Source organism: Vibrio profundi (assembly GCF_005281835.1).
Lineage (GTDB): Bacteria > Pseudomonadota > Gammaproteobacteria > Enterobacterales > Vibrionaceae > Vibrio > Vibrio profundi.
Genome location: NZ_RZIS01000001.1, coordinates 125,506 through 150,793, shown reverse-complemented (window position 1 = coordinate 150,793; position 25,288 = coordinate 125,506). Strand labels below are relative to the sequence as shown.

The window sequence follows — 25,288 nt, the reverse complement described above, 5'->3', positions numbered from 1 at the left end:
AGATTTGGCAAAAATATAATAGTTCGACATCTTACTTGAATAGCGATACATTTTGAAACCAGTTAAACTATTCTGTTGTCTATTTTCACAATATTTACAGAACGAACCGGAACATGTTGTCTATTTTTGCACGCCTTCCCCTATTGCACCGGGCCTTTATTGCATTTTTTAGTGCAGTAATTTTTATCGCTCTATTTTTGCTCCCAGACGTAAACAGCTTACGAGATACCAGTAATCGTCTTAAAGTGGGTGAACACTACCCACTCACGATTAATGCCGAAGCGCTCGCTTCAGGTTCTGAAGTCTCTCCAACAGCAGTATTAAAGTGGGAGAAGTACACGGTTCGCTCTGGTGAAAGCACAGCAGTGTTATTTAAACGTATTGGTTTGTCTCCTCGTTTATTACATAACTTGGTCAATACTAATAAAGATACGAAGAACCAACTTTCTAACTTACGACCAGGAGACGTGCTGCAATTTGGGTTCGATGAAAACAACGACCTCATTCAGCTAAAGCGTCAACTCAGTGCGTTTGAAACCTTCCGAATTACCAAATCAGATGACAAGTTCACGTCTAAATTTGATAAAAAAGAAGTGAACTACCAATATAATTTCGCACAGGCGGACATTACTTCTAATTTCTGGAATGCAGGAATTAGCGCAGGCCTTACTGCTAACCAAATAATGGAACTCGCCGGCATTTTCGGTTGGGATATCGACTTCGCACTCGATATTCGCCAAAAAGACAGCTTCAAAATCTTGTATCAAGAAAAAGTCGTAGAAGGTGAAGTGATCGGCCGCGGTAAAATCATTGCGGCTATTTTCCAAAATCAAGGCGATACCTTTACCGCTATTTTAGATGATAAAAGTGGTAACTATTACGACGAAGATGGCCGTGCGATGAAGAAAGCCTTCCTACGTTCACCAATCGATTTCCGTCGTGTTACGTCTAACTTCAACCCTCGTCGTAAACACCCAGTAACAGGTAAAGTCAGAGCCCACAGAGGTACCGACTATGCCGCGCCAGTTGGTACGCCAATCTGGGCTGCTGGTGACGGAATCGTACAAAAGTCAGGTTATAACCAATTCAACGGCAACTATGTGTTCATCCGCCATAGTAATACTTACATTACTAAGTACCTACATATGAAAAAACGCTTAGTTAAAACGGGGCAACGCGTGAAACAAGGACAAACCATAGGCACGTTAGGTGGAACTGGGCGAGTGACAGGTCCACACCTACACTATGAATTCTTAGTTAATGGCGTACACAAAAATGCGCGAACCGTTAAGCTACCTCAATCCAAGTCGCTTCAAGGTAAAGCCAAAAGCACCTTTGTCGCCAATTCTAAAATTCGTTTAGATAAGTTGGAAAGGTACGGGCAGCTACTGGCAACCAATCAGTAAACCAATAAAAAGCGACTCTCTGGAGTCGCTTTTTTTGTATTTTAGAGTGCTCGCTAATCGTTAGCTTGCTTGGTACGCCCGAGCATTAACAAGCAAGGAGTCAGAACCAGCGTCAACACCGTTGCGAATGCTAACCCACCAGCAATCGCGGTGGCTAACTGAGACCACCATTGGGTGCTTGGAGCACCAAATTCAATCTTCTGGTTAATTAGATCGATATTCATCTCTAGTACCATTGGCATCAAGCCCAAAATGGTGGTCACCGTCGTTAACATCACAGGCCTTAAACGCTGCACCCCAGTCCTCAAGATCGCATCACGCTTTTCAAGGCCACGCTTTATCAACTGATTATATGTATCGATCAAAACAATATTGTTATTGACCACTATCCCAGCCAAAGCAATAACCCCTATCCCCGACATCACAATCCCAAACGGGCGCTGGAAAATCAGTAATCCTACAAACACGCCAACTGTAGAAAACAGTACCGCACTTAGAATTAAGAACGCCTGATAAAAACTATTAAATTGCGTGATTAAAATTAGCGCCATTACGGCTAAAGCCACCATAAATGCACTTTGCAAAAACGCAGACGAATTCTCCTGCTCTTCATTTTGACCACGTATTTTGAACTCAACACTATTCGGCAGCCCTAACTCTGTAAGTGCTTGTTCAATATTGGGCAGTTCAAGTGCGAGGTTATAGCCCTCTTCCATATCCGCCATGATATTAATCACCCGCTCACCATCGATACGTTTGATCGTATCTTGCTTATGATCTGGGATAATCTGAGCGAAATTAGTAATCGGGACCAACCCCGAAGGCGTTTTCACTCGTAGCTGATCAAAACGGCCAATATCACGCTTGTCTTCTGGATAGCGCACTAAAATGTCGACTTCTTCTGCAGAGTCATCTGGCAAATAGTCACCAATTTTTAGCCCGTTTGTCACAAATTGAACCGTATTACCAACCAAAGTAGCATCAGCGGTAAACCTAGCAGCATCATCCCGGCGAATATCAACTTTCCAGTCAATTCCATCCTTACTGGCAGTGTCACTAATGTTTTTGAGCGCTTGGTTATTGTCTGCCCACTCTCGTACAACTCTCGCCGCTGCATTTAGTTCGCTAGGGACTCGAGCCGAAAGCTCAATCACCAAATCATTTTCAACCGGAGGGCCAGCGTCTGGGAATTTAAACTCTATCTCGACTCCTGCATATTGATCGGTCGTTTGTTTGAGCTCTTCAATGATTGCTTTCACGCTGCGGCGATGCTGCCAATCAACGGGAGTAATCGAGATTTGACCAATTCCGTCATCGCCGCCAGTTCGGGTATATACGCTCTCAAACTCGTCATGACCTAACATGATCTGTTCAATATCACTCATAATCCGATCTTTTTCTTGGATTGACAGGTCACCATGAGATCGGACTTTAACGTTAAAGAAAGGCGGATCGACTTCGGGGAAAAATTCCGCTCCAAGCCCCGCCTTGGCATAGGTAAAGCCAACAACGATCGCGAGCAATATCGCGCTAAACAAAATTTTCAAAGGGTGCTTAATTGCGAATGAGAGCGTATGGAAATAGAGCTTAGTCAAACCTTTGGCCTGGCCAAAGTCACCATCATGCAACGCAACCATACGCTGTTGATTAGCATTAGATACATATTGAGGCTTACCGATTAACCCACCTAAAACCGGTACGAACAACAACGCCATCATCAACGAGGCCGTCAAGGTTGCAATTAATGTTAGCGGTAAGAACTTCATGAACTCACCGGTTATATCCGGCCAAAATAGCAAGGGAGCAAACGCCGCTAAAGTCGTCGCCGTCGACGCTGTAATAGGCCAAGCCATCCGTTTTGCAGCGTCACGGTACGCTTCTTTTCTTGGCTCCCCTTCCTGCATTCTTCGGTCGGCAAACTCGGTAACAACAATTGCACCATCAACCAACATACCCACAGCCATGATCAAAGAAAACAACACCACAATATTGACCGTAAGGCCAAATACCGAAAGCACTAATAACCCGGTGAGAAAAGAGCCAGGGATGGATATCCCAACTAACAATGCTGTACGTACCCCAAGAATAGCGATGATCACAATCACCACTAAAATAATCGCTGACAGAATGTTATTTTGAAGATCATTAAGCATGATCTTCACATCTTTCGATTCATCCCATGTGTACTTGACCAATAAATTAGTTGGCCAATCCGCCCGTTCTTGAGCTCCTGCCATCACCGCTTTAACCAACTCAACGGTTTCAATAATGTTTTCACCAGCACGCTTTTTGATATCTAACACCACAGCTGACTTTCCATCTAAACGCGCAAAACTTTCTGGATCTCGAAACGCTCTCCTCACCGTCGCCACATCACCAAATGTCACCACTTGCTTACCGTCGACTTTGATAGGAAGTTCAAGGACATCTTTTAATGAATTAAAGACTGAAGGAACTTTGACTGAAAATCGTCCATAACCTGTATCAACAAAACCAGCTGCCACCACGCGGTTATTCAACGCTATTAAGTTGTAAATATCCGCTTGGTCTAGGCTGTAACTCTCCATCAGAAGCGGATCGACAATGATTTCCACAATGTCTTCCCTGTCGCCAGCGATATCTACCTCTAAGACTTGACGATAACTTTCTAATTTATCGCGCAATTGGCGGACGATTTGCACAATAGAACGCTCAGGTAATGTACCGTACAACACCACCGACAAAACAGGCTGCTCTGTCGCGAGTGTCACCTCGTTCACCGTCGGCTCATCGCTATCTGCAGGCAATTTTGGTTTGGCAAGATCAACCGCATCACGAACATCTGCCATCGCTTTAGTTAAGTCTGCGCCGACATTGAATTCCAACATTACCGAGGCATGTCCCTCCGCTGCGGTGGAATTCATCTCTTTAACCCCTTCTATCGAGCGTAACTCTTGTTCAATTGGTCGAACAAGCAAACGCTCTGCATCAGATGGTGAAATGCCTTGGTGGCCAACAGACACATAAATAATTGGGATAGTAATATCAGGGCTCGATTCTTTAGGGATAGCAATATAGGTCCCTATCCCAGCAATCAAGATAAGTAGCAACAAACTCAGCATGGTCCGCGCACGGGAGATCGCAGCATCAATCAGTGAATACATGTGAGCTCCTTCTAGTTCGCGCCAGACACAGCTTGAATAGCCAGCACTTCATCACCATCGCGCACAAAACCTTGTCCGACAGTGACGATATCCGCTTGGCTGCCTAACCCTGTCAACCACACTCCGTCCTGTTCCGCTTTAACCAATTGAATACCAATGAAAGACACTGTTTGCTTACCACCGTTGGTGGATACGGTTTTGACGCCAAGGTTTCCTGATTCATCCAGAGCTAACATCGCTGGAGTGATCTTAATAGCAGGTTGGGTCTCTAAATTCAGGGCTAGCTCTGCACTGACTCCTGCAGGAAGTTGTCGGTCGGGGTTGGGGATCTCTATTTCGATAGGGAATGTATTGGTTGATACTGACGACACTCGTGAGATATAACGAAGTTTACCTTCGACAATATTCCCTCCAAGTAAACGTACCGTTGCAACCTGATCACGAGTGAGCAGCTGAATGTGACGCTCACTGACATCGGCTTCAATGACAAGAGGATCAAGGTCAATAATACCGGCAACCGGATCCCCTACACCTACAAAGTCTCCGAGTTCCACATGCAGATCTTGTACGATCCCAGAAAAAGGAGCACGGATGGTCGTGTTGTTCAAAGCAAGCTTAGCGTTACTCTTCATCGCTTTCGCTTCCGTTAAAGAAGCTTGAGCAGAGGTATAAGCAATTTCTCCTTGAAGCCCTCTGTCTTTTAACGATTGTGCCGCTTTGAATTCTTTCTGTTTAAGGCTTAACAACGCAGATGCTCGTTCTAGCTGAATCTCAAGGTCGCCTTTATCAATTTGTGCGATAGCTTGCCCTTGTTTAACCTCATCTCCTTTAGAAACGTTCAGTTTTACCACTTTACCGGCTATTTCCGCCCCCAAGCGAGCATGGCGATCTGGTGCAGTTCTTCCGTACAATTCGATCGTCTTATGGGTATCTTGAGCAACAAAGGTTTGATATGTAACCTTTGCAAGAGGCACAGAAGGCGGGGTAAGCTTAGTGCTTTCTTCTGCTTGCAGCGCACCCAATCCAAGCCACACAGAAAGCAATACAATAAGAAAAATAGATACGAGCCAAGGTCGCTTTGCGAAAAAGCCCCCGAAAGATAAAGTCGGCATAAACAGTCCTTGTCAGAGCGATAACCTAAATCGGTATCAGGTAATAAATCCGTGTAACTTCCTGATACATTGAGTTAACCATAACAGAACTGTATTTATTAAAAGTGAGATGATATCGACAGTTTAATGAATACGGCGTTTACTAAACAACCTACTTTTATCTCCATTTGGATACGGTAGTGATTAAACGACATCCAATAAAAAAGCGCCGAACTAAGTTCAGCGCTTTTCTTCAATTCGACTTAAATCGCGTAATGTTACACGCTAAATGAAGCACCACAGCCACATGTAGTTGTCGCATTCGGGTTGTTTACGAAGAAACGAGCACCCTCAAGACCTTCAGTGTAATCCACTACGCCACCCACTAAGTATTGTAGGCTCATTGGATCCACAACTAACGTCACGCCACTGTTTACAATCGTAGTGTCGCCATCGTTTACTTTTTCATCAAAAGTAAAACCATACTGAAAACCGCTACAACCACCACCCGTAATGTAAACACGTAGTTTTAGCTCTGGATTTTCTTCTTCAGCAATCAGCGTTTGTACGCGGGTAGCTGCTGCATCAGAAAAAGATAATGGGATATTTGCTTCGCTCACGACAACCTCTCTCACTTCGTGTCAAAAACAACCTGATACAAATTCTCAGAGATCATAGTTGTTGAATTCTTTTTTATATTGGTCTGATTATCTAATACCTGAGTGATACGTTCAAGTATTGTCCAATAGGATTACCCTTTTTCCGTTTATTCGTAGTTTCTCTGAACAATTAAATTGCTCAATACCGCTAAAACATCACATTCGAGTGATTATCTTGGTGAAATTATTCCTAGTTCGATTGTGGATAGGTACAATGCGAGCAAATTGGTCCGACAATCAAAAGAGGATATATCAATGACCAAATCAGCAGAGCTGTATCAAAAAGCGCAGAAAACCATTCCAGGTGGTGTTAACTCACCAGTTCGCGCATTCAATGGCGTAGGCGGTTCACCAATCTTTGTTGAACGTGCAGATGGCCCGTTAATTTTTGATGCTGATGGTAAAGCATACATTGATTATGTAGGTTCTTGGGGACCAATGATCCTAGGCCACAACCACGGCGCTATTCGTGATGCTGTGATCGAAGCAGCTCAACGAGGCCTAAGCTTTGGTGCGCCAACAGAATTAGAAATTAAGATGGCAGAATTAGTATCAGAAATGGTGCCATCAATGGAACAACTACGTATGGTTAGCTCAGGTACTGAAGCGACCATGAGTGCGATTCGTCTTGCACGTGGCTTCACTGGCCGCGACAAAATTCTTAAATTTGAAGGCTGTTACCACGGTCACGCAGACAGCTTATTAGTAAAAGCTGGCTCTGGCGCACTAACGCTTGGTCAACCAAGCTCTCCAGGCGTTCCTGCTGATTTTGCAAAGCACACGCTAACCGCTACATTCAACAACCTAGATTCTGTTCGTGAATTGTTCGCAGCGAACAAAGGCGAAATCGCTTGTATTATCGTTGAGCCTGTTGCGGGCAACATGAACTGTATTCCACCAGTAGAAGGGTTCCATGAAGGTCTTCGTGAAATCTGTGACCAAGAAGGCGCACTACTAATTTTTGATGAAGTAATGACAGGCTTCCGCGTTGCTCAAGGTTGTGCGCAGGCTTACTACAACATCAAACCAGATCTAACGTGTCTTGGTAAAGTCATCGGTGGCGGCATGCCAGTCGGCGCATTTGGTGGCCGTAAAGACGTAATGCAGTACATCGCCCCAACTGGACCTGTTTACCAAGCGGGTACGCTTTCAGGTAACCCTGTAGCAATGGCTGCGGGCTATGCATGTCTATCTCTTCTAAAAGAAGAAGGTAATGAGAAGCGTCTTGCTTCAAAAACTAAACAGCTTGCAGATGGTTTTAAGCAGCTAGCAGATAAGCACGGCGTTCCACTGCTTGTTACTCAAGTTGGCGGTATGTTTGGCTTCTTCTTCACAGATCAAGAAGTGGTAACTTGCTACGAAGATGTAACTAAGTGTGATGTTGAACGCTTTAAACGCTTCTTCCACCTAATGCTTGATCATGGCGTATACCTAGCACCTTCAGCATTCGAAGCAAGCTTTACTTCTTTAGCGCACGGCTCTAAGGAAATCGAAGCGACTCTTGAAGCCGCAGACCGTTGTTTTGCAATGATTGCAGCAGAAGCGTAATCGTTGAAGAATGAGTAACTAGATGTACAAAGGGCTGTTATTCAACAGCCCTTTTTTAATCCCAAAGTAAAAACACCAACAGCATAATTGTACCTAGCAGCATCCGAAACCAAGGAATATCTTTCTTTTCCGCTTCTTTAGAACACGTTTCATCTTTATTACAGCAACCCATTATATAAAACTCCTCATTGCTAACTTACTGTTTTGAAGCCATTATAAACTCAGAACGTTACTTGAGAGATCATTACTGTGTCAGAAAAAATTAAAATCACCTCTAGCCATTGGGTAATTGTGGTAGCGCTGCTCGCCGCCGCTTATGCCTGCTATTTGTTAATCGAGCCTTATGTTAACTCGATCATCATGGCTTTCATTATCTCTCTGCTCATGTTTCCAATTCACAACTGGCTTGAAAAGAAACTACCAAACAAAGCCAATATCGTTTCACTGCTTTCGTGCATTATTTTAACTTTCATCATAGTGATCCCCCTGCTCGCAGTATTTGCAGCCATTGTTCAGCAGGGTTCATTGTTTTCTCAGAACACTTACCAATGGGTAACTCACGGTGGCATCCAAACATTGTTTGAACACCCGCTTGTTGTTAAAGCGCTCGCTTTCGTTAACGATTACCTTCCGTTCGACAATATAGAACCACAAGCGATTGCTCAGAAAGTCGGAGAATTTGCGACCTCATTTGGTTCTAAATTGGTGGCTCTCAGCGCCAAGATCTTAGGTGACGCAACCAACTTCTTGATGGACTTTTTCCTGATGCTATTCGTGCTGTTTTTCTTACTGCGCGATCACGACAAGATCATTAACGCGATACGCCATATTTTACCACTATCTCGTAGTCAAGAAGACAAGCTACTGTCTGAGATCGAGCAAGTGTCTAAATCCGCTGTGATGGGATCATTTCTAACGGCTATAGCTCAAGGTTTTGCCGGTGGTATCGGTATGTGGATTGCGGGTTTCCCAGGGCTATTCTGGGGCACCATGATGGGCTTTGCATCGTTTATCCCTGTCGTTGGTACCGCACTGATTTGGATTCCTGCAGCCGCATATTTATTCCTAACAGGTGACACAACCTGGGCTATTGTTCTAACCATTTGGTGTATCGCTGTTGTTGGTTCTATCGATAATTTACTGCGTCCGTTACTGATGCAAGGCAGTGCAGGCATGAATACCCTAATGATCTTCTTCTCATTACTCGGAGGTATTCAGTTATTCGGCTTGATCGGCTTAATTTATGGCCCTCTGATTTTTGCAGTAACTATCGTTCTCTTTAATATCTACGAAGAAGAGTTTAAAACCTTCTTAGATACCCAAGACAACAGCTAAAAGACTTCAAGGTTTTGGCGGATTATGCGAAAATCCGCCCTCATTTTTTGCCAATCACTCACGAGTGCTCTCATGTCTGCATATATAGCTCCAAGCCAAATCGCTCAACGTCAATTAGCCTACTTTGAAGGAAAGCATGTCTTAGTTGCCGGAGAAGCTGAAGATCTATTCCCTGTAGAACTTGCTAAGCATTGTGAATCCGTCTCAGTCTTTACTTCAAATTACAGCTACTACCGTCAACTTGAAGGCCAAAGCAAGATTCAGCGCTTTTACGGAGCAGAGTTCACCGAAGATACGAACGCCGACTTAGTTTTACTGTACTGGCCAAAAGCCAAAGCTGAGGCGGAGTACCTTCTCGCCATGCTGTTTGCAAAATTAGGAAAAGATACCGAAATTGTGGTGGTTGGTGAAAACCGCTCAGGCGTTAAAAGTGTCGAAAAAATGTTCAGCCCATACGGGAAAGTGACCAAATATGACTCGGCTCGCCGCTGCTCATTCTATTGGGGACAATGCTTTGAGCAACCTAAGGCCTTTTCTCTGCAAGATTGGTTTAAAACTTACTCGGTAAGCATCGATGACCAAGCACTTACAGTGAAAAGCTTGCCCGGAGTTTTCAGCCACGGTGAGTTCGATATTGGTAGTCAACTATTGCTCGATACTTTGCCAGCTCTTAGGGGTAAAGTTCTAGACTTTGGGTGCGGTGCGGGCGTGTTAGGCGCGGTAATGGCTTCGCGAAACCCGAACATAGAACTTGAGATGTGTGATATCAGTGCGTTTGCTGTCGCTTCTACGCAAGCTACTCTGCAAGCCAACGGGTTGTCCGGAAAAGTATTCGCCTCTGATGTTTACTCCGATACGGCAAATAATTACCAGTTTGTGATCAGCAACCCTCCATTCCACTCAGGCCTAGAAACCAGCTATAGCGCGACAGAAACTTTACTAGCCGACGCTCCGAAGCACTTAACGTCATCAGGTGAGCTAATCATCGTCGCAAATAGCTTCCTAAAATATCAACCAATTATCGAACAAGCTTTTGGTAAATGCGCGACACTAAATAAGACCACTAAGTTCGCTATCTACCACGCTGCAAAGTAGTACTTTATTATTAGTGCAGGCCAAAACCTGCACTATTCCCGCCTAGTTATTCTGCTTTAAATAACAAAAATGCGTATCCGCACACGCTTTAAATGCCACTTACTTGTCAAAGTAAAAAAACTCGTTAATTTCGTTAAATTAGGATCCGTCTCATTTGTTATTTAGTTCTGTTCTAGACCTCCTTAGAACAGCGCACTTAAGGAAAGCAGTACCTCACCTATGTTTAGATTTTATCGAAAGCAGAAGTTTAAACGCCTACAAAACACGTTAATGATGGCGTTTCTCGCACTTAGTATTACCCCTGTGACTGTTATCGCGATCTTTTTTCTTCAATCTCACAGTAAAGATCTCCAGGAACAAAGCACCTCTCACCTTGTGTCAGTTCGAGATACTAAGCAAACTCAAATATTAGATTACTTACAAGCCCAAGAGTCTCAAGTTATGGGCTTTGTTCGCTCTGAATTAGCCAACGCCAGTGGTGGTCGTTTTTATGGGTTGGTTAATGCTTTCCAGCGCTTAGGGGTCGATATCGAGCAGTCTCGAGAGAATGCTCAACAGCGCTACATTAAGGGGTCGGGTAATCAAATAAAAACATCAATTCTTCCTGAATCGAGTAGCTATGTGGGAAGTGAGCGTTACCGGCTGCTGCACAAACGCTATCACGCTACTTATTTAGAGCTATTAAAACGCTCTGATTTTGACGATATCTTATTGGTCGATATTAACGGTAACGTTGCCTACTCAGTATACAAACGTGACAACTACGGAACCAACCTTCTTTCAGGTCGCTATAAAGATTCCAATCTAGGAAAAACCTTCCAAAGATTGGCCGATGAAGTCACAGAAAAACGTAAAACCAATGAAGATTATACCCCTGTGATCGTTTCCGACTTTTCATTTGAAAACGGTAAGCAAAGCGCATGGTTAGGGGCTCCAATCATCCAACAAGGCTACCTACACAGCTACGCGATGTTCAGATTACCAATCAATGGTATTACTAAGCTGATTGCCGAAATTAACAAATCTTCCAACATGCAAACCTTACTCGTTGGTAGTGATTACTCACCTCGCAGCCTTGCTCACGACCAAGAAGCGATTAACCTCAGCTTAGAAGTTGTGGATAAAGCTCTATCCGGTGAGACAGCCGTCGGCACCTTTAGCAATAGCTTAGACCAAGCGATCATTGCCGCGTACGCCCCAATTAAGCTTAAGTATGCGACTTGGGCTCTGGTGGTAGAGTTACCCGAAAAAGAAGCTTTTGCTCGTATACATCAGCTCGAAAAACTGTTCGTAATTGCCATGTTAACTGCCATCATACTGGTTGTCATTGCCTCGCATTACCTATCGAACTTCATCACATCACCGCTATTAAAACTGACCTGGGCCGCAGAAAAAGTGTCCGCTGGCGATCTCGATGAAACCATGATCAACACAGACCGAAAAGATGAGATTGGGCGACTTGCAGTCAGCTTTGAACGAATGCAGCGTTCCATTCGAGAAAAAATGCAGCTGATCAAAAACCAGAATGTTGAACTGGAAGACAATCTCAAACTTATTCAGAAACAAAACGAAGACTTACAACTCGCAAACAAATTGAAAGATGAATTCCTAGCGACGACCTCTCATGAGCTAAGGACACCGCTACATGGAATGGTCGGAATTGCAGAAGCTTTGATCTCTGGTGCCAATGGTCCTATCCCTGCTAATCAAAAGTATCAGCTGGATATCATCATTAACAGCGGCCAGCGTCTTGCCACTTTGGTCGACGATTTACTGGATTACCATAAAATGCGTTACGGCAGCTTAGACATTCAAAAGTCGGCCGTTGATCTAGCCAGCGCCACTAGCCTAGTTCTTGAGTTATCGAACCATTTATTGGGTACCAAGCCAATCCGAATCATCAACCAAGTACCTACTGACCTGGCGTTGGTATCTTCCGATCCGCAACGTCTTGAACAGATTATGTATAACTTGATCGGGAATGCGATCAAATACACCACTGAAGGTAAGATTGTTATTTCGGCAAGTATCATCGACGACAACATTCGTGTACAAGTCGTCGATACCGGGCAAGGTATCCCAGCCGAATACCTTGAACATATTTTTGAGCCACTCATCCAAGCGGGGCAAGACGCAAGTCGTTACCGCCAAGGAGCGGGCCTAGGTTTATCGATTAGCCGACAGCTCATAGAGTTGATGGGCGGTTCACTTTATGTAAGTAGCCAACCTATGGTAGGCACTACATTTAGTTTTACGCTGCCATTGGCTAATGCAGAGGAAATAGCCGAAACCAAAGCCACGACATCGCATTCGCACTTCCAAGCACCTGATTCAAGCGATAGTAATCATCATGACATCGCGCCGATAGAAGAAGATCCTAACGGCCCATTATTAGTCGTAGCCGATGATGAACCAGTGAATCTACGAGTCCTAGACAGCTTCCTTAAACTAGAAGGTTACCGAGTTCGCACAGCCAATGACGGTCCAGAAGCAATTGAACTCATAGAGAAAGAAAAGCCTGAACTATTGTTACTCGATATTATGATGCCAGGAATGAGCGGTTATCAGGTCTGTGAAACGTTGCGTAAAGAATACGACCACGCAGAGCTACCAATTATTATGCTTACCGCTCTCAACCAGGCAGAAGACAGAGTCAGAGGGTTTGAGTCTGGAGCAAACGACTACTTGTCTAAACCTTTCAATAAACAGGAGCTGGCTGCTCGTATTACTGCGCACCTCTCGGCTAGCAAAGCAGAGCAGCGCAGAGTTGAAAACGATAGACTTCAACTAGAGCTTAAACAGCGAGCTATCGTTGAAGCCAGCTTATTAGAAACACAAGGCAGGCTCTTAGAACAATTAGAATCCGCTCCAGAAGCCATCATTTGCGTCAGAGATGACCACAAGATCCGCTTCGCTAATGAAGCGGCAGCGAAACTCTTCCGCCGAAGCCAAGAGCAATTAAAGCGCTCAACAGCCGATGAAATTATCGCGCCGAAATACTTAGTCGTGGAACAGCCTCACTATTGCGGTGAAATTGATATTTACATTGAAGATACTCGTCAGCACATCTCAACAGACATACTCAAGCTTCCTGATGGCTCAGGGCTCAATGCCATGTACATTTTCAATGTTGGTGGCGGAATCAATGCAACACGCATCAATAACCTAGAAACTGCCATTGAAGCATTATCTAGCTACGCCTTTGAAGGTGACAAAGATAAACTGCAACAACTCAAAGAGCTTGGTGGTGAGTTTACGCGTATCGCCGATAAAGCAGCGGGAGAAGGCAAAAACAAACAAGAAATCATGCGCGAAGTTTTAGTCGAAGCCATGACCAATTCGATTGAATATTGGGAATCTGTCACAGGAGAAAGTAAGTTTACCTTCGCAGAAAAAAGCGGCTTATGGCGTGTATATTTAGACAGAAGCACGCTGCAAACTCGGACTCTAGATAAATATCTACGTGTCGAGACACTCCCTAAAACTCCGCGCTGGCGAACTGTGCTGAGCTCTATAGAGTTTATCCTCGAACATTGTAAAGAACAGAGCCCAGAGCGCAGTCATATCGAAGCGCTACGCGACAAGCTGCAAAAGCTTCTCACTAGCTAACAACCCTTCAATCAATTAGCCCGCCTAACGCGGGCTTTTTTACCCCTAGAAAACGAATTTCCGTTCACAGGCCTTCACAAAAAACCAAATCAATCGGTTAAAGCTCTACCTAAAGGTTGGGCTATAAGGAAATCAATATTCCACTTATCTTTCCTCCATAACGCTTATTTGCCAGCGATAAAAAAGATAAAATAGGGTGTTAAAATCTTCCGATAAAAACGTAGAATTACCGCTAGATGACCCTTAACGTTCATTATTCGTCCTAGTTTGCGAACTTGGTCACAACAGAACGGCAGATTTAATTTTTCATAAGAAATTAACGTAAAACAATGGGGTGAGCAGGATCTACCTTTTATAAAAAAAGAAATGGAAGCCCTAATTTAAATAGACAGACAGTTAGTGACTACCAACAAAATAAAACTATTCGGGATAAAGTTGCGACTGGAATCAAGTTATAAAACTCGTTCAAAAAACAAACACCTGGGGCAAAATTAACGTTTTCAACGTGAGGAAGTGAGTTTTTAACGATTTTAACGGGAATCCAATTTGATTATTTACTCGGTAAGGTGTTTTCTTAGTCGTGCCTAAGGCCTACAGGCCACTCTATACCGCTTGTTTAGAATTAAGTAGTTCAAGAGGTAGGTCTTAAAGAATGGTTATCACTGGATAACATTCCATCCATAAGTGAAATGAAAGCAAATAGTAAGGAACAGCTATGCTTGCCAATATTAAAAAAACAGCACTAGCAACAGCAATTATTGCAACCGCTACTACAGGTTTTGCATCAGTAGCAAACGCTGCAGAACGCAGTGAATTGACTATCCACCCTAAAGAGTACACCACCTTTGTACGCAACTTTAACCCGTACCTAGGTGCTACTAACCTTCATACAACAACAGACTTCCTATACGAGCCTCTAGTTGTATTTAACGAAATGCATGGTAACACTCCAGTTTTCCGTCTTGCTGAAAACTTCAAAATGTCTGACGACCTAATGAGCGTTACTTTTGATATTCGTAAAGGTGTTAAGTGGTCTGATGGCGAATCGTTCTCAGCTGACGACGTAGTATTCTCTTTCAACCTAGTAAAAGAGAAACCGGAGCTAGATCAAAGCGGCATCAACTCTTGGGTATCAAGTGTTGAGAAACTGAATGATTACCAAGTTCGTTTCCGTCTGACTGAAGCAAACTCAAACGTACCTTACGAGATCGCTAAAGTACCTGTAGTGCCTAAGCACATCTGGAAAGATGTAAAAGATCCAGCATCATTCACTAACGAAAATCCTGTAGGTTCAGGCCCATTCACTGAGATCGATACTTTCACAGCTCAACTTTACATCCAGTGTGCTAACCCTAACTATTGGGATGCAGACAACCTAGATGTTGACTGTCTACGTGTACCTCAAATTGCTAACAACGACCAATTCCTAGGTAAAGTTGTAAACAGCGAAATGGACTGGACATCTTCGTTCGTTCCAGACATCGACCGTACGTACGCAGCGGCGAGTCCTAAGCACCACTACTGGTACCCGCCAGCAGGTACTCAAGCATTCGTAGTTAACTTCAAGCACCCTGATGCTGCGAAGAACGAAGCACTAAACAACGTTGAGTTCCGTCGTGCATTCTCTATGGCTCTTGACCGTCAAACAATTATCGATATCGCTTTCTACGGCGGCGGTACTGTGAATGACTTCGCATCTGGCCTTGGCTACGCATTCGAAGCTTGGTCTGATGAAAAGACTCATAACAAATACAAAGGCTTCAACACTTACAACGCTGAAGGCGCGAAAAAGCTTCTTGCTGACGCAGGCTTCAAAGATGTAAACAAAGATGGTTTTGTAGACACTCCATCAGGTAAGTCTTTCGAACTTCTAATTCAATCTCCTAACGGCTGGACTGACTTCAACAACACAGTTCAACTAGCAGTAGAGCAGCTAAACGAAGTGGGTATTAAAGCGAAGGCTCGTACTCCAGATTTCTCTGTGTACAACCAAGCAATGCTTGAAGGTACGTACGACGTAGCTTACACGAACTACTTCCACGGTGCGGATCCATACACGTACTGGAACAGCGCGTACAACTCTTCACTACAATCTGGTGATGGTATGCCTCGTTTCGCAATGCACTTCTACAAAAACAACGAGCTTGATGGCCTACTAAATAGCTTCTACAAAACAGCAGATAAGAACGAGCAGCTAGAAATTGCTCACGGTATTCAGCAAATCATCGCTGCAGACCAAGTTACTATCCCTGTGATGTCTGGCGCTTACATGTACCAATACAACACAACTCGTTTCACTGGTTGGTGGAACGAAGAAAATCCTAAGGGCCGTCCAAACATCTGGGCTGGTATCCCTGAGCGTCTACTTCACGTACTGGACCTAAAACCAGTTAAATAAGTAATCGTTCAATCCTCGCGGCGTAACTTCCTTACGCCGCTTATAAAAATCCCCCGCACTCATATTGAATGTATGGCGCTCGTCGTCAGGGGGTTTTTCGTTCCAAATTTTCGCTAGGGACGACCTGAATCCAGAAACAGGGAAACAATCTGGGTGAGTAAGGTGTGAGTTATGGGTTATTTTTTAAGACGTTTGTCATTTTATTTTGTCGCGCTATTAGTTGCAGCGACGTTAAACTTTATTATTCCTCGAGCGATGCCTGGTGACCCAGTTACCATGATGTTCGCAAATGCTTCAGTTCAAGTAACACCTGAACGTATCGCAGCAATGAAAGAACTTTTAGGCTTCGTAGACGGCGGCTTGCTCGTCCAATACGGTGCTTACATGAAAAACATTCTTAGCTGGGAGTTAGGTACTTCAATTCAATTCTACCCACTTTCAGTAAATGCCCTATTAGGTAGCGCTTTTGGTTGGTCGCTATTTTTAGCAGGTACTGCGGTAATCATCTCTTTCTCTATTGGCTCCATTTTGGGCATCTTCGCCGCATGGAAACGTGGGAGTAAATACGACACATTTGTTACCCCGGGGATGTTGATTATCCAAGCCGTACCACAAGTTGTAATCGCTATGATTGCGATGTTTACCTTCGCAATTGGCTTAAAGTGGTTCCCTACAGGTTACGCTTATACCGCAGGTACAATGCCTGATTGGACTAGCTGGGAGTTCATCAAAGATGTCGCTTACCACGCTGTATTACCGCTTTTCTGTGCATCAGTCGTTCAAATCGGTGGCTTCCTAGTAAACATGCGTAACAACATGATTAACCTGCTAGCTGAAGACTACATCACGATGGCGAAGGGCAAAGGCCTGAGTGAAAACCGAGTGGTTTTTAACTACGCAGCACGTAACGCAATGCTTCCAAGTGTAACCGCACTATCAATGTCACTTGGTATGGCAATTGGTGGTCAACTTATCATCGAAATCATCTTTAACTACCCAGGTCTAGGCAGCGTACTTTTCAACGCAATTACTGCTCGTGACTACCAAGTACTTCAAGGTCAGTTACTTATTATGACGCTGTTCATGCTGTTCTTTAACCTTCTAGCAGACATGCTTTATGTTGTTCTTGACCCTCGCCTACGTAAGGGAGGCAAATAATCATGAAAGGTATTCTTAAACTAATCTGGGGCAACCCAGTTGCTCTAATCGGTGTTTCGATTCTAAGTGTATTCCTATTCATCGCGCTAGCCGCGCCATTAATTACTAAGCACGCACCAGATAAAAGAACAGGTAACCCTCATGAGTACCCTGGGTTCGTAGTGAAGTCTGCTCAATCAAACCCTACAGGTTGGATTGCTGAAAATTTAGCTGATGACCGCCGTACTCTAATCATGTCTAAGAAAGCCGATCACGTACTAGGTACTTCTCGTATGGGTCGTGATATTTGGTCTCAAGTAGTTTATGGAGCTCGCGTATCGCTTGCTGTCGGTTTCGGTGCTGGTCTAACAGTATGTTTCTTAGCAACTGTCATCGGCGTATCTGCTGGTTACTTTGGCGGACGTGTCGACGACATCCTAACCGCAGCAATGAACATCATGCTAGTTATTCCTCAGTATCCATTGTTGTTCGTGGTCGCGGCATTTATTGGGGAAGCAGGTCCACTGACAATAGCTCTCATTATTGGTTGTACGTCCTGGGCTTGGGGGGCACGTGTTGTCCGCTCTCAAACCTTAGCACTGCGTGAAAAAGAGTTTGTTAAAGCAGCTGAAGTATTAGGTGAATCTTCATTCCGAATCATCTTTGTTGAAATTCTACCTAACCTAATCTCTATCGTTGGCGCAAGCTTCATTGGCTCAGTGATGTACGCAATCATGATGGAAGCAACTATTTCGTTCCTAGGTCTTGGCGACCCGAACACCATCAGCTGGGGCATCATGCTGTACAACGTACAAACTTCCTCATCAATGCTAATCGGCGCTTGGTGGGAACTATTAGCTCCATGTATCGCTTTGACTTTACTAGTTACTGGGCTAGCTCTTCTGAACTTTGCAGTAGATGAAATTGCTAACCCGCAACTTCGCTCACACAAAGGTATGAAACGTTGGAAAAAGCTAGCAGCGCAAGACAAAAACGAGCGCGAACCAGAACTACCACCACAAAATGCACTTTGGAGCGGAGATAAATAATCATGTCTGAACCACTAATTTCTGTCCGCAACTTATGCGTTGACTACATAACTGAAGCCGGTGATGTCCGCGCTTGTAATAACGTAAGCTTCGATATTGCCCCTGGAGAAGTGTTCGGTCTTGCTGGTGAGTCTGGATGTGGTAAATCAACCGTTGCTTTCTCACTCATGCGCCTACATAAGCCACCAGCATTTATCACTAGCGGCGAAGTCATCTTCAACGGTGAGAACATCCTTAACTACAGCGATGAACGCATGCAAGCGTTCCGCTGGAGCGAGATGTCGATGGTATTTCAAAGTGCTATGAATGCTTTGAATCCAGTACTTCCAATGGAAGAGCAGTTCTGTGACGTGATTATGCGTCACACCAACATGACTCGCGAACAAGCTAAGAAACGAGCTGAAGGTTTACTGGAAATCGTAGACATCCACCCAAGCCGTTTGAGTGACTACCCACACCAATTTTCTGGGGGTATGCGCCAACGCCTTGTGATTGCAATAGCTCTCGCGCTAAACCCTAAAATGATCATCATGGATGAACCAACAACGGCACTCGATGTGGTTGTACAACGTGAAATCCTACAAAAGATCTATGCATTGAAAGAAGAGTTTGGTTTCTCGATTCTGTTCATCACCCACGACTTGTCGTTAATGGTCGAGTTCTCTGACCGCATCGGCATTATGTACTCAGGTGAATTGATCGAAGTTGCTAACTCTCAAGATATTCTAGAGAACCCTTATCACCCATATACCAAAGGGCTGGGTAGTTCTTTTCCACCATTAGTTGGTCCAAAAACCAAGCTAACCGGTATTCCTGGTAACCCACTTAACCTGCTTGAAATACCGCAAGGTTGCCGCTTCCAAGCTCGCTGTGATCGCGTGCATGAAGCGTGTACACGAGTACCAACAACATTACGCCAAATAGAGCACGGCCACCTGTCCAATTGCCACCTTTACGGTGATCCAATAGCACAAGTAAAGGCTTGATGACTCATAAATAACTAAAGCAAGTTTGGTAGTAATAAAGGATTTTCTGGAGACAATTATGAGCAAAGACTTTGGTCAATTATTAGTGGAAGGCAAGAACGTCGTAAAAGACTTTCCAATCAGTAGCACCACTATTCAAACCCCAATGATGCGTGCAATCAATGACGTGTCTTTCAAAATGTACAAAAGCCGCGGCCTGGCTGTGGTTGGTGAATCCGGTTCTGGTAAATCCACAACCGCGAAAATGATTGCAAAAATGTACGCTCCCTCAGGTGGCACCATTGAGTATAAAGGTCGTGATATTCAAGAAATATCAAGCAAGAAAGATCTCATGCACTACCGCGAAGGCGTGCAGATGGTATGGCAAGACCCATTTGGTTCACTAAACCCAACACACAACATATTTCACCATATTGCCCGTCCATTGCTGATCCATAAAAAGGTCACTCCGGGCAACAAGAAAGAACTTGAAGAACGTGTATACGATCTTTTAGAGCAGGTTGGTTTGATCCCACCAAAAGAAACAGCAGCGAAATACCCGCACCAACTTTCTGGAGGCCAGCGTCAACGTGTCAACCTTGCGCGTAACATCGCGGTAGGAGCAGAAGTGGTACTTGCCGACGAACCTACTTCAATGCTGGATGTATCTATTCGTGCAGGTGTTCTCAACTTAATGGAAGAGATGAAGTTTGAGAAACAAATGTCTTTGCTTTACATCACCCATGATATCGCAACTGCTCGTTATATCGCTGAAGACCTTTCAGTAATGTACGTTGGTCACATGGTCGAATGGGGTGACACTGATGAAGTCATCGCAAACCCTCAACACCCATACACTCAACTTCTAGTTTCAGCCGTACCAGACCCTAAAAAGTCTATCCACGAGAAACTAGCGGGCAACAAAGGGGAAATCCCACTTTGGACGCCAGAATCTGCGGGTTGTCCATTTGCAGGTCGATGCACCCACGCCACCGACAAGTGTAAAGAACAGTTACCAGGTGTTACCCAGCTCGGTGAAAACCACTTTGTTCGTTGTTATCTACACGAAAGTTAACCAACAAGTCTGGCTAGAGTGAGCCATCGCTCTAGCCATCAAATTCAATATAAAAAGATACCTAGCCAATAGAAACTAGGACTGTCGGAGAAGTTTGATGCTGCTACTTACCAATCATATCGGTTACGAATCTCAAGGACCAAAGCAAGCTGTATTGCAGACAAGAAAAGAGCGCCTATCAAGCTATACCGCCCTTCTGGTTTGTGCTGACAATCATGTCACGGTACAAAGTTTTGACATTGAGAAACAAGGCCGTGTAGCAAACTGGCATCAAGGGCAATTCTTCACTATCGATTTCAGCTCGGTTACCGAGCCCGGTCGTTACTACCTGCGCTTTGACAACCTTCGTTCAGAAGTGTTCGAGATTGGTAATAACCTGCTAGTGAACCACACATTCTCTGACGTACTTCACTACTTTAAGTCGCAACGTTGCGGCGGCATCTTTGATAAGAAAGATCGTCAAGCCCAAATTCTTGGCACCGACCGATACGTTGATGTGCATGGTGGTTGGTACGACGCATCAGGCGATGTAAGTAAGTACTTTAGTCACTTGTCGTATGGCAATTACCTAAATCCGCAACAGATTCCAATGGTAGTTTGGAACATGCTAAAAAGCGTGCGCTTAACCAGCAACAACCCAGACTTCCCTAAATTTTCTATGACACGACTAACGGAAGAAGCGCTATTCGGTGCTGATTTCTTAGTACGTATGCAAGACGCGGCCGGCTACTTCTACATGACTGTATTCGACAAGTGGAGCAAAGATATCAATCAACGCGACATCTGCGCATACTCCACTCAAGAAGGCCATAAATCAACAGACTTGCAAGCCGGTTACCGACAAGGAGCAGGTGTGGCTATTGCAGCACTTGCCGCAGCGTCTGAACTAGACATATCGGGTAGCTACTCGAGCCAAACCTATCTTGATACCGCGACCAAAGGTTACTGGCACCTAAAAGAATATAACTTGCAGTACCTAAACGATGGTGAAGAGAACATCATCGATGAGTATTGCGCCCTACTCGCGGCCAATGAGCTTTACCGAGTAACACAAGACGAACAATACCTTTCAGAAGCCAGAACTTGGGCTACGAGATTGAGCGCCCGTCAGCAATCTGATGATTCATTTGAACACTTCTGGTCAGCTAATTCTGATGGCTCTCGCCCATACTTCCACGCCGCCGAAGCTGGATTACCAGTGATAGCCCTGTGCGAATACATCAATAATGAAACTGACGCAGAGCTGAAAGAACAAGCTCGTGCGGTTGTTGAGCAGGCGTGTCAGTTTGAAATCGATATCACCGATAAAGTCACCAACCCATTTGGCTATCCAAGACAATACGTTAAGAATGTGGATGGTGAAAAGCGCGATGCTTTCTTCGTCGCTCAGAAGAACGAAACCGGCTACTGGTGGCAAGGCGAAAACGCTCGTCTTGGTTCAATAGCAACCATGGCTTACCTCGTTCAACCACACATTCAAAATAGCGACTTGCAGGAACGCTTGATCCAGCTTTCACAGAACAGCCTCGACTGGATCTTAGGCCTCAACCCTTACCACATGTGCATGCTTGATGGTCACGGTCATAACAACCCTGACTACTTACCTCAACTTGGTTTTTTCAATGCCAAAGGCGGTATCTGTAACGGCATTACCGCTGGCTTTGAAGATGATCAAGACATTGCGTTCAATCCACCAGCCCAAAAAGATGACATGCTTCAAAACTGGCGCTGGGGCGAACAATGGATCCCTCACGGCGCATGGTTCCTATTGGCAACCGCTGCGCAATTCAATTACCTAACACAACGTAAGGAGCAATAATCATGACGCTTTACTACGTAGGTATTGATGGTGGCGGCACCTCTTGTCGTGCTCGTATTCGCGATGACCAAGGCACACTCATTGGTGAAGCGAAAAGCGGCAGCGCTAACATCCTTTTGGGTGTTGATGTGGCGATGAGCTCAATTGTCGATGCTATTACTCAAGCGGCACAGCAAGGGCAACTCGATTCAAGTCATTTTTCAAATATGCATGTTGGTCTAGCGCTGGCAGGTGCTGAGCAAAAGTCAGCATGGTTCGACTTCATGGCACAACCGCACCCTTTCGCCAGCATGACTTTAAACACAGATGCTTACGGTGCTTGTATTGGTGCTCACAACGGCCAAAACGGCGCCATCATGATAGGTGGAACAGGCTCATGCGGCATCTACCTACAAGATGGTGAGCAACATGTCGTTGGTGGCCGTGAGTTTCCAATTTCCGACCAAGGTGGTGGCGCGGTGATGGGTCTTCGGTTGATTCAACAAGTCCTGCTTGCAGAAGATGGCATTCGCAACAAGACACCACTGACTCAACACGTAATGAACCACTTTGGCAATGATGTTGATGCCATCGTCGAATGGTCAAAAGGCGCCATTCCAAAAGACTACGGTCAATTCTCGCCAGTGATTTTTCAACTGGCTAACGAAGGCGATGAGCTCGCGATTGAGATGCTCAAGCAAACCGCCGCTGATATCGAAATGTTTGTACTAGCACTGCATCGCAAAGGTGCAGACAAGGTGTGCCTAATGGGAAGTATCGCAGAGCGCATTCTCAACTGGCTATCACCACCGGTACAACAATGGATCGTTGAACCTCAATTTGACGCTATCGAAGGCGCTTTGATGTTTGCCGGAAAACCACAACACAACTTGTATCAACAGGCTTAGCAGGGAAGTTATATGAATTATCGCATCGACTTAGCTGTTCTTTCTGAACAAAAAAATAACTGCCGATTTGGCCTTACGGTACATAACTTAAGTGATATTGACGTTACAGATTGGTCACTCCACTTTGCATTTGACCGATTCATCCTTCCAGAGAGTCTGTCGCAAGGCGAATTAACTCAGGTAGGAAGCTTTTGTTCTTACCAGCCAAGTGCCACCGTGTTAAAGGCGAACAACCATTACTATCTAGAATTTAGTATTCAAAGTGCCCCATTCCGTTTCTATTCTGATGGTCTCAATGACGCCTTTATCCAAACGCATAACCAAGGCGAAACCTCGGTACTGCCAGTAGCAATATCACCAATAGTGCTGGCTTCACCATATCGTGAGCGCAGCCAAATCCCAGAAGTAGATGCGGCAGCGGTAGCACTGATCCCCCAACCGAATCAATTCGAGCTGAAACAAGGCAGTTTTGCACTGAACAAGGCGTGCAAAGTTGAAGTTCAGTCTCACTTGGCCGAGAAAGCCAGTGCTTGGCTACAACAAGAATTACTGACTACGTTTGAGCTAGCGGTTTCAACAGAACTATCACCAGAAGCTAGCGGAGACATTCTATTTCGCAGCAACCCAACTTTAGATGAAGCCGAGTACAAGCTAAAGATCACAGCAGAGCAAGTGGTCATAGAATCAGGCAGTCAATCAGGCTTCACGCATGCCGTCGCCAGCTTGATCCAATTGGTTCAACAACAAGATGCTGAAGACTTCTCTGTGCCATGTTGCAAAATCGCCGATCAACCTCGTTTCAAATACCGCGGCATGATGTTGGACTGTGCACGTCACTTCCACTCTGTGGAGCAAGTGAAGCGTTTAATCAACCAACTCGCCCACTACAAATTCAACGTTTTTCATTGGCACCTAACCGATGATGAAGGTTGGAGAATCGAGATTAAGCGACTACCTCAGCTAACAGAAATAGGAGCTTGGCGTGGTCCTGACCATGCATTAGAGCCGCAATATACCCACATTGCAGAGAATTATGGTGGCTTCTACACACAACAACAGATTCGCGAAGTTATTGAATACGCAGAGCAACGCAGCATCACTGTGATCCCTGAGATCGATATCCCGGGACACTGCCGCGCCGCGATAAAATCACTGCCTGACATGTTGGTAGAGCAAGCGGACACCACTCAATACAAGAGCATTCAACACTACAACGACAATGTACTAAACCCAGGTTTATCGGGTACTTATCAGTTCTTAGATATCGTTATTGAAGAAGTCGCAGAACTCTTCCCGAGTGAATTGATTCACATGGGCGCAGACGAAGTGCCACCTGGAGTGTGGACCAACAGCCCTGCAGCTCAGGCACTGATGAAAGAACATCAATACCAAGACAGCAAAGATCTACAAGGCCACCTGTTCCGCTATGCCGAGAACAAACTTAAGCAGCTAGGCAAGCGCATGGTGGGCTGGGAAGAGGCACAACACGGCGACAAGGTGAGCAAAGAGACCATCATCTACTCGTGGCTCAGCGAAGAAGCCGCCGTGAACTGTGCTCGCCAAGGCTTTGATGTGGTTCTGCAACCGGCACAATTTACTTATCTCGACATGACCCAAGATTATGCACCGGAAGAACCGGGCGTAGATTGGGCTGCCGTTATCCCATTAGAACAAGCTTATACCTATGAAGCGCTTTCTGAGATATCCGACACCGACCCAATTCGTAAGCGGATCCGCGGAATTCAGTGTGCTCTCTGGTGTGAGATCGTCACCAACCAAAAGCGTATGGATTACATGGTATTCCCAAGAATTATCGCTTTAGCTGAAGGATGTTGGACACACAAAAACAACCGAAACTGGCTTGATTACCTGTCTCGCCTAAAGGGTCACTTGCCGCTACTCGACAGACTCAATGTTGATTACCGCAACCCTTGGAAAGCGGAATAAAACAAAACCACAGCATGCTCATACCGAGTGATAGCTGACTCAAATTAAGATGCTCAGTCCAACAAAACTCAGCATCACTATTTAAAAATTAGCTGCATAGATGCAGTTTGTTAAAAAGGAAATGA

At 44.8% G+C, this 25,288-nt stretch carries 16 protein-coding genes; 13 read left to right on the top strand and 3 right to left on the bottom strand.

Annotated features, from left to right (window positions below):
- The first annotated feature begins 113 nt into the window (after positions 1–113).
- Positions 114–1,406: a peptidoglycan DD-endopeptidase ShyC gene (shyC, locus tag ELZ11_RS00680; protein ID WP_137355446.1), complete on the top strand. Its 1,293-nt coding sequence runs from the start codon at positions 114–116 to the stop codon at positions 1,404–1,406.
- Positions 1,407–1,459: 53 nt separating this feature from the next.
- On the opposite strand, the gene ELZ11_RS00675 is transcribed toward shyC, so the two are convergent.
- The 3 genes from ELZ11_RS00675 to erpA form a co-directional block, all read right to left on the bottom strand.
- A complete protein-coding gene (locus ELZ11_RS00675; protein ID WP_137355445.1) occupies positions 1,460–4,549 on the bottom strand; it encodes an efflux RND transporter permease subunit in 3,090 nt (1,029 codons plus the stop codon).
- 11 nt (positions 4,550–4,560) lie between these two features.
- On the bottom strand, positions 4,561–5,661 hold the full coding sequence (locus ELZ11_RS00670; protein WP_137355444.1) for an efflux RND transporter periplasmic adaptor subunit: 1,101 nt from the start codon (positions 5,659–5,661) through the stop codon (positions 4,561–4,563).
- Between the two features lie 257 nt (positions 5,662–5,918).
- Positions 5,919–6,260 (bottom strand): iron-sulfur cluster insertion protein ErpA, encoded by a 342-nt coding sequence (gene erpA / locus ELZ11_RS00665; protein ID WP_137355443.1) that lies wholly within the window; start codon positions 6,258–6,260, stop codon positions 5,919–5,921.
- Between the two features lie 294 nt (positions 6,261–6,554).
- Here erpA and hemL point away from each other — a divergent pair, with 294 nt between their 5' ends.
- The 12 genes from hemL (at position 6,555) to ELZ11_RS00605 (ending at position 25,163) form a co-directional block, all read left to right on the top strand.
- Positions 6,555–7,847 (top strand): glutamate-1-semialdehyde 2,1-aminomutase, encoded by a 1,293-nt coding sequence (gene hemL / locus ELZ11_RS00660; RefSeq protein WP_137355442.1) that lies wholly within the window; start codon positions 6,555–6,557, stop codon positions 7,845–7,847.
- A gap of 249 nt (positions 7,848–8,096) precedes the next feature.
- On the top strand, positions 8,097–9,182 hold the full coding sequence (locus tag ELZ11_RS00655; protein ID WP_137355441.1) for an AI-2E family transporter: 1,086 nt from the start codon (positions 8,097–8,099) through the stop codon (positions 9,180–9,182).
- Between the two features lie 72 nt (positions 9,183–9,254).
- On the top strand, positions 9,255–10,277 hold the full coding sequence (gene rsmC / locus ELZ11_RS00650) for a 16S rRNA (guanine(1207)-N(2))-methyltransferase RsmC (protein WP_137355440.1): 1,023 nt from the start codon (positions 9,255–9,257) through the stop codon (positions 10,275–10,277).
- 219 nt (positions 10,278–10,496) lie between these two features.
- Positions 10,497–13,886, top strand: a complete 3,390-nt coding sequence (locus ELZ11_RS00645; protein ID WP_137355439.1) for a response regulator — start codon at positions 10,497–10,499, stop codon at positions 13,884–13,886.
- 715 nt (positions 13,887–14,601) lie between these two features.
- On the top strand, positions 14,602–16,284 hold the full coding sequence (locus ELZ11_RS00640) for an ABC transporter substrate-binding protein (protein ID WP_137355438.1): 1,683 nt from the start codon (positions 14,602–14,604) through the stop codon (positions 16,282–16,284).
- Positions 16,285–16,455: 171 nt separating this feature from the next.
- On the top strand, positions 16,456–17,442 hold the full coding sequence (locus tag ELZ11_RS00635) for an ABC transporter permease (RefSeq protein ID WP_137355437.1): 987 nt from the start codon (positions 16,456–16,458) through the stop codon (positions 17,440–17,442).
- Between the two features lie 2 nt (positions 17,443–17,444).
- Positions 17,445–18,470: an ABC transporter permease gene (locus ELZ11_RS00630; RefSeq protein WP_137355436.1), complete on the top strand. Its 1,026-nt coding sequence runs from the start codon at positions 17,445–17,447 to the stop codon at positions 18,468–18,470.
- 2 nt (positions 18,471–18,472) lie between these two features.
- The gene (locus tag ELZ11_RS00625; RefSeq protein WP_137355435.1) at positions 18,473–19,456 is read left to right on the top strand and encodes an ABC transporter ATP-binding protein; all 984 of its coding nucleotides are present in this window, start codon (positions 18,473–18,475) and stop codon (positions 19,454–19,456) included.
- A 58-nt stretch (positions 19,457–19,514) separates the two neighbouring features.
- Positions 19,515–20,510 carry an ABC transporter ATP-binding protein gene (locus ELZ11_RS00620; RefSeq protein ID WP_137355434.1) on the top strand — a complete coding sequence of 332 codons (996 nt, stop codon included), beginning with the start codon at positions 19,515–19,517 and terminating at the stop codon, positions 20,508–20,510.
- A 97-nt stretch (positions 20,511–20,607) separates the two neighbouring features.
- Positions 20,608–22,329 (top strand): glycoside hydrolase family 9 protein, encoded by a 1,722-nt coding sequence (locus tag ELZ11_RS00615; RefSeq protein ID WP_137355433.1) that lies wholly within the window; start codon positions 20,608–20,610, stop codon positions 22,327–22,329.
- A gap of 2 nt (positions 22,330–22,331) precedes the next feature.
- Entirely contained in the window at positions 22,332–23,216 is an 885-nt protein-coding gene (locus ELZ11_RS00610; protein WP_128159475.1) for a glucosamine kinase nucleotide-binding domain-containing protein, read from the top strand.
- A 12-nt stretch (positions 23,217–23,228) separates the two neighbouring features.
- Positions 23,229–25,163: a beta-N-acetylhexosaminidase gene (locus ELZ11_RS00605; RefSeq protein ID WP_137355432.1), complete on the top strand. Its 1,935-nt coding sequence runs from the start codon at positions 23,229–23,231 to the stop codon at positions 25,161–25,163.
- The last annotated feature ends 125 nt before the right edge of the window (positions 25,164–25,288 follow it).

Bases quoted from the DNA above. Each gene is read 5' to 3' on its own strand.
- shyC (WP_137355446.1), top strand. From the start codon at position 114: ATGTTGTCTATTTTTGCACGCCTTCCCCTATTGCACCGGGCCTTTATT.
- ELZ11_RS00675 (WP_137355445.1), bottom strand. From the start codon at position 4,549: ATGTATTCACTGATTGATGCTGCGATCTCCCGTGCGCGGACCATGCTG.
- ELZ11_RS00670 (WP_137355444.1), bottom strand. From the start codon at position 5,661: ATGCCGACTTTATCTTTCGGGGGCTTTTTCGCAAAGCGACCTTGGCTC.
- hemL (WP_137355442.1), top strand. From the start codon at position 6,555: ATGACCAAATCAGCAGAGCTGTATCAAAAAGCGCAGAAAACCATTCCA.
- rsmC (WP_137355440.1), top strand. From the start codon at position 9,255: ATGTCTGCATATATAGCTCCAAGCCAAATCGCTCAACGTCAATTAGCC.
- ELZ11_RS00645 (WP_137355439.1), top strand. From the start codon at position 10,497: ATGTTTAGATTTTATCGAAAGCAGAAGTTTAAACGCCTACAAAACACG.
- ELZ11_RS00640 (WP_137355438.1), top strand. From the start codon at position 14,602: ATGCTTGCCAATATTAAAAAAACAGCACTAGCAACAGCAATTATTGCA.
- ELZ11_RS00635 (WP_137355437.1), top strand. From the start codon at position 16,456: ATGGGTTATTTTTTAAGACGTTTGTCATTTTATTTTGTCGCGCTATTA.
- ELZ11_RS00630 (WP_137355436.1), top strand. From the start codon at position 17,445: ATGAAAGGTATTCTTAAACTAATCTGGGGCAACCCAGTTGCTCTAATC.
- ELZ11_RS00625 (WP_137355435.1), top strand. From the start codon at position 18,473: ATGTCTGAACCACTAATTTCTGTCCGCAACTTATGCGTTGACTACATA.
- ELZ11_RS00620 (WP_137355434.1), top strand. From the start codon at position 19,515: ATGAGCAAAGACTTTGGTCAATTATTAGTGGAAGGCAAGAACGTCGTA.
- ELZ11_RS00615 (WP_137355433.1), top strand. From the start codon at position 20,608: ATGCTGCTACTTACCAATCATATCGGTTACGAATCTCAAGGACCAAAG.
- ELZ11_RS00610 (WP_128159475.1), top strand. From the start codon at position 22,332: ATGACGCTTTACTACGTAGGTATTGATGGTGGCGGCACCTCTTGTCGT.
- ELZ11_RS00605 (WP_137355432.1), top strand. From the start codon at position 23,229: ATGAATTATCGCATCGACTTAGCTGTTCTTTCTGAACAAAAAAATAAC.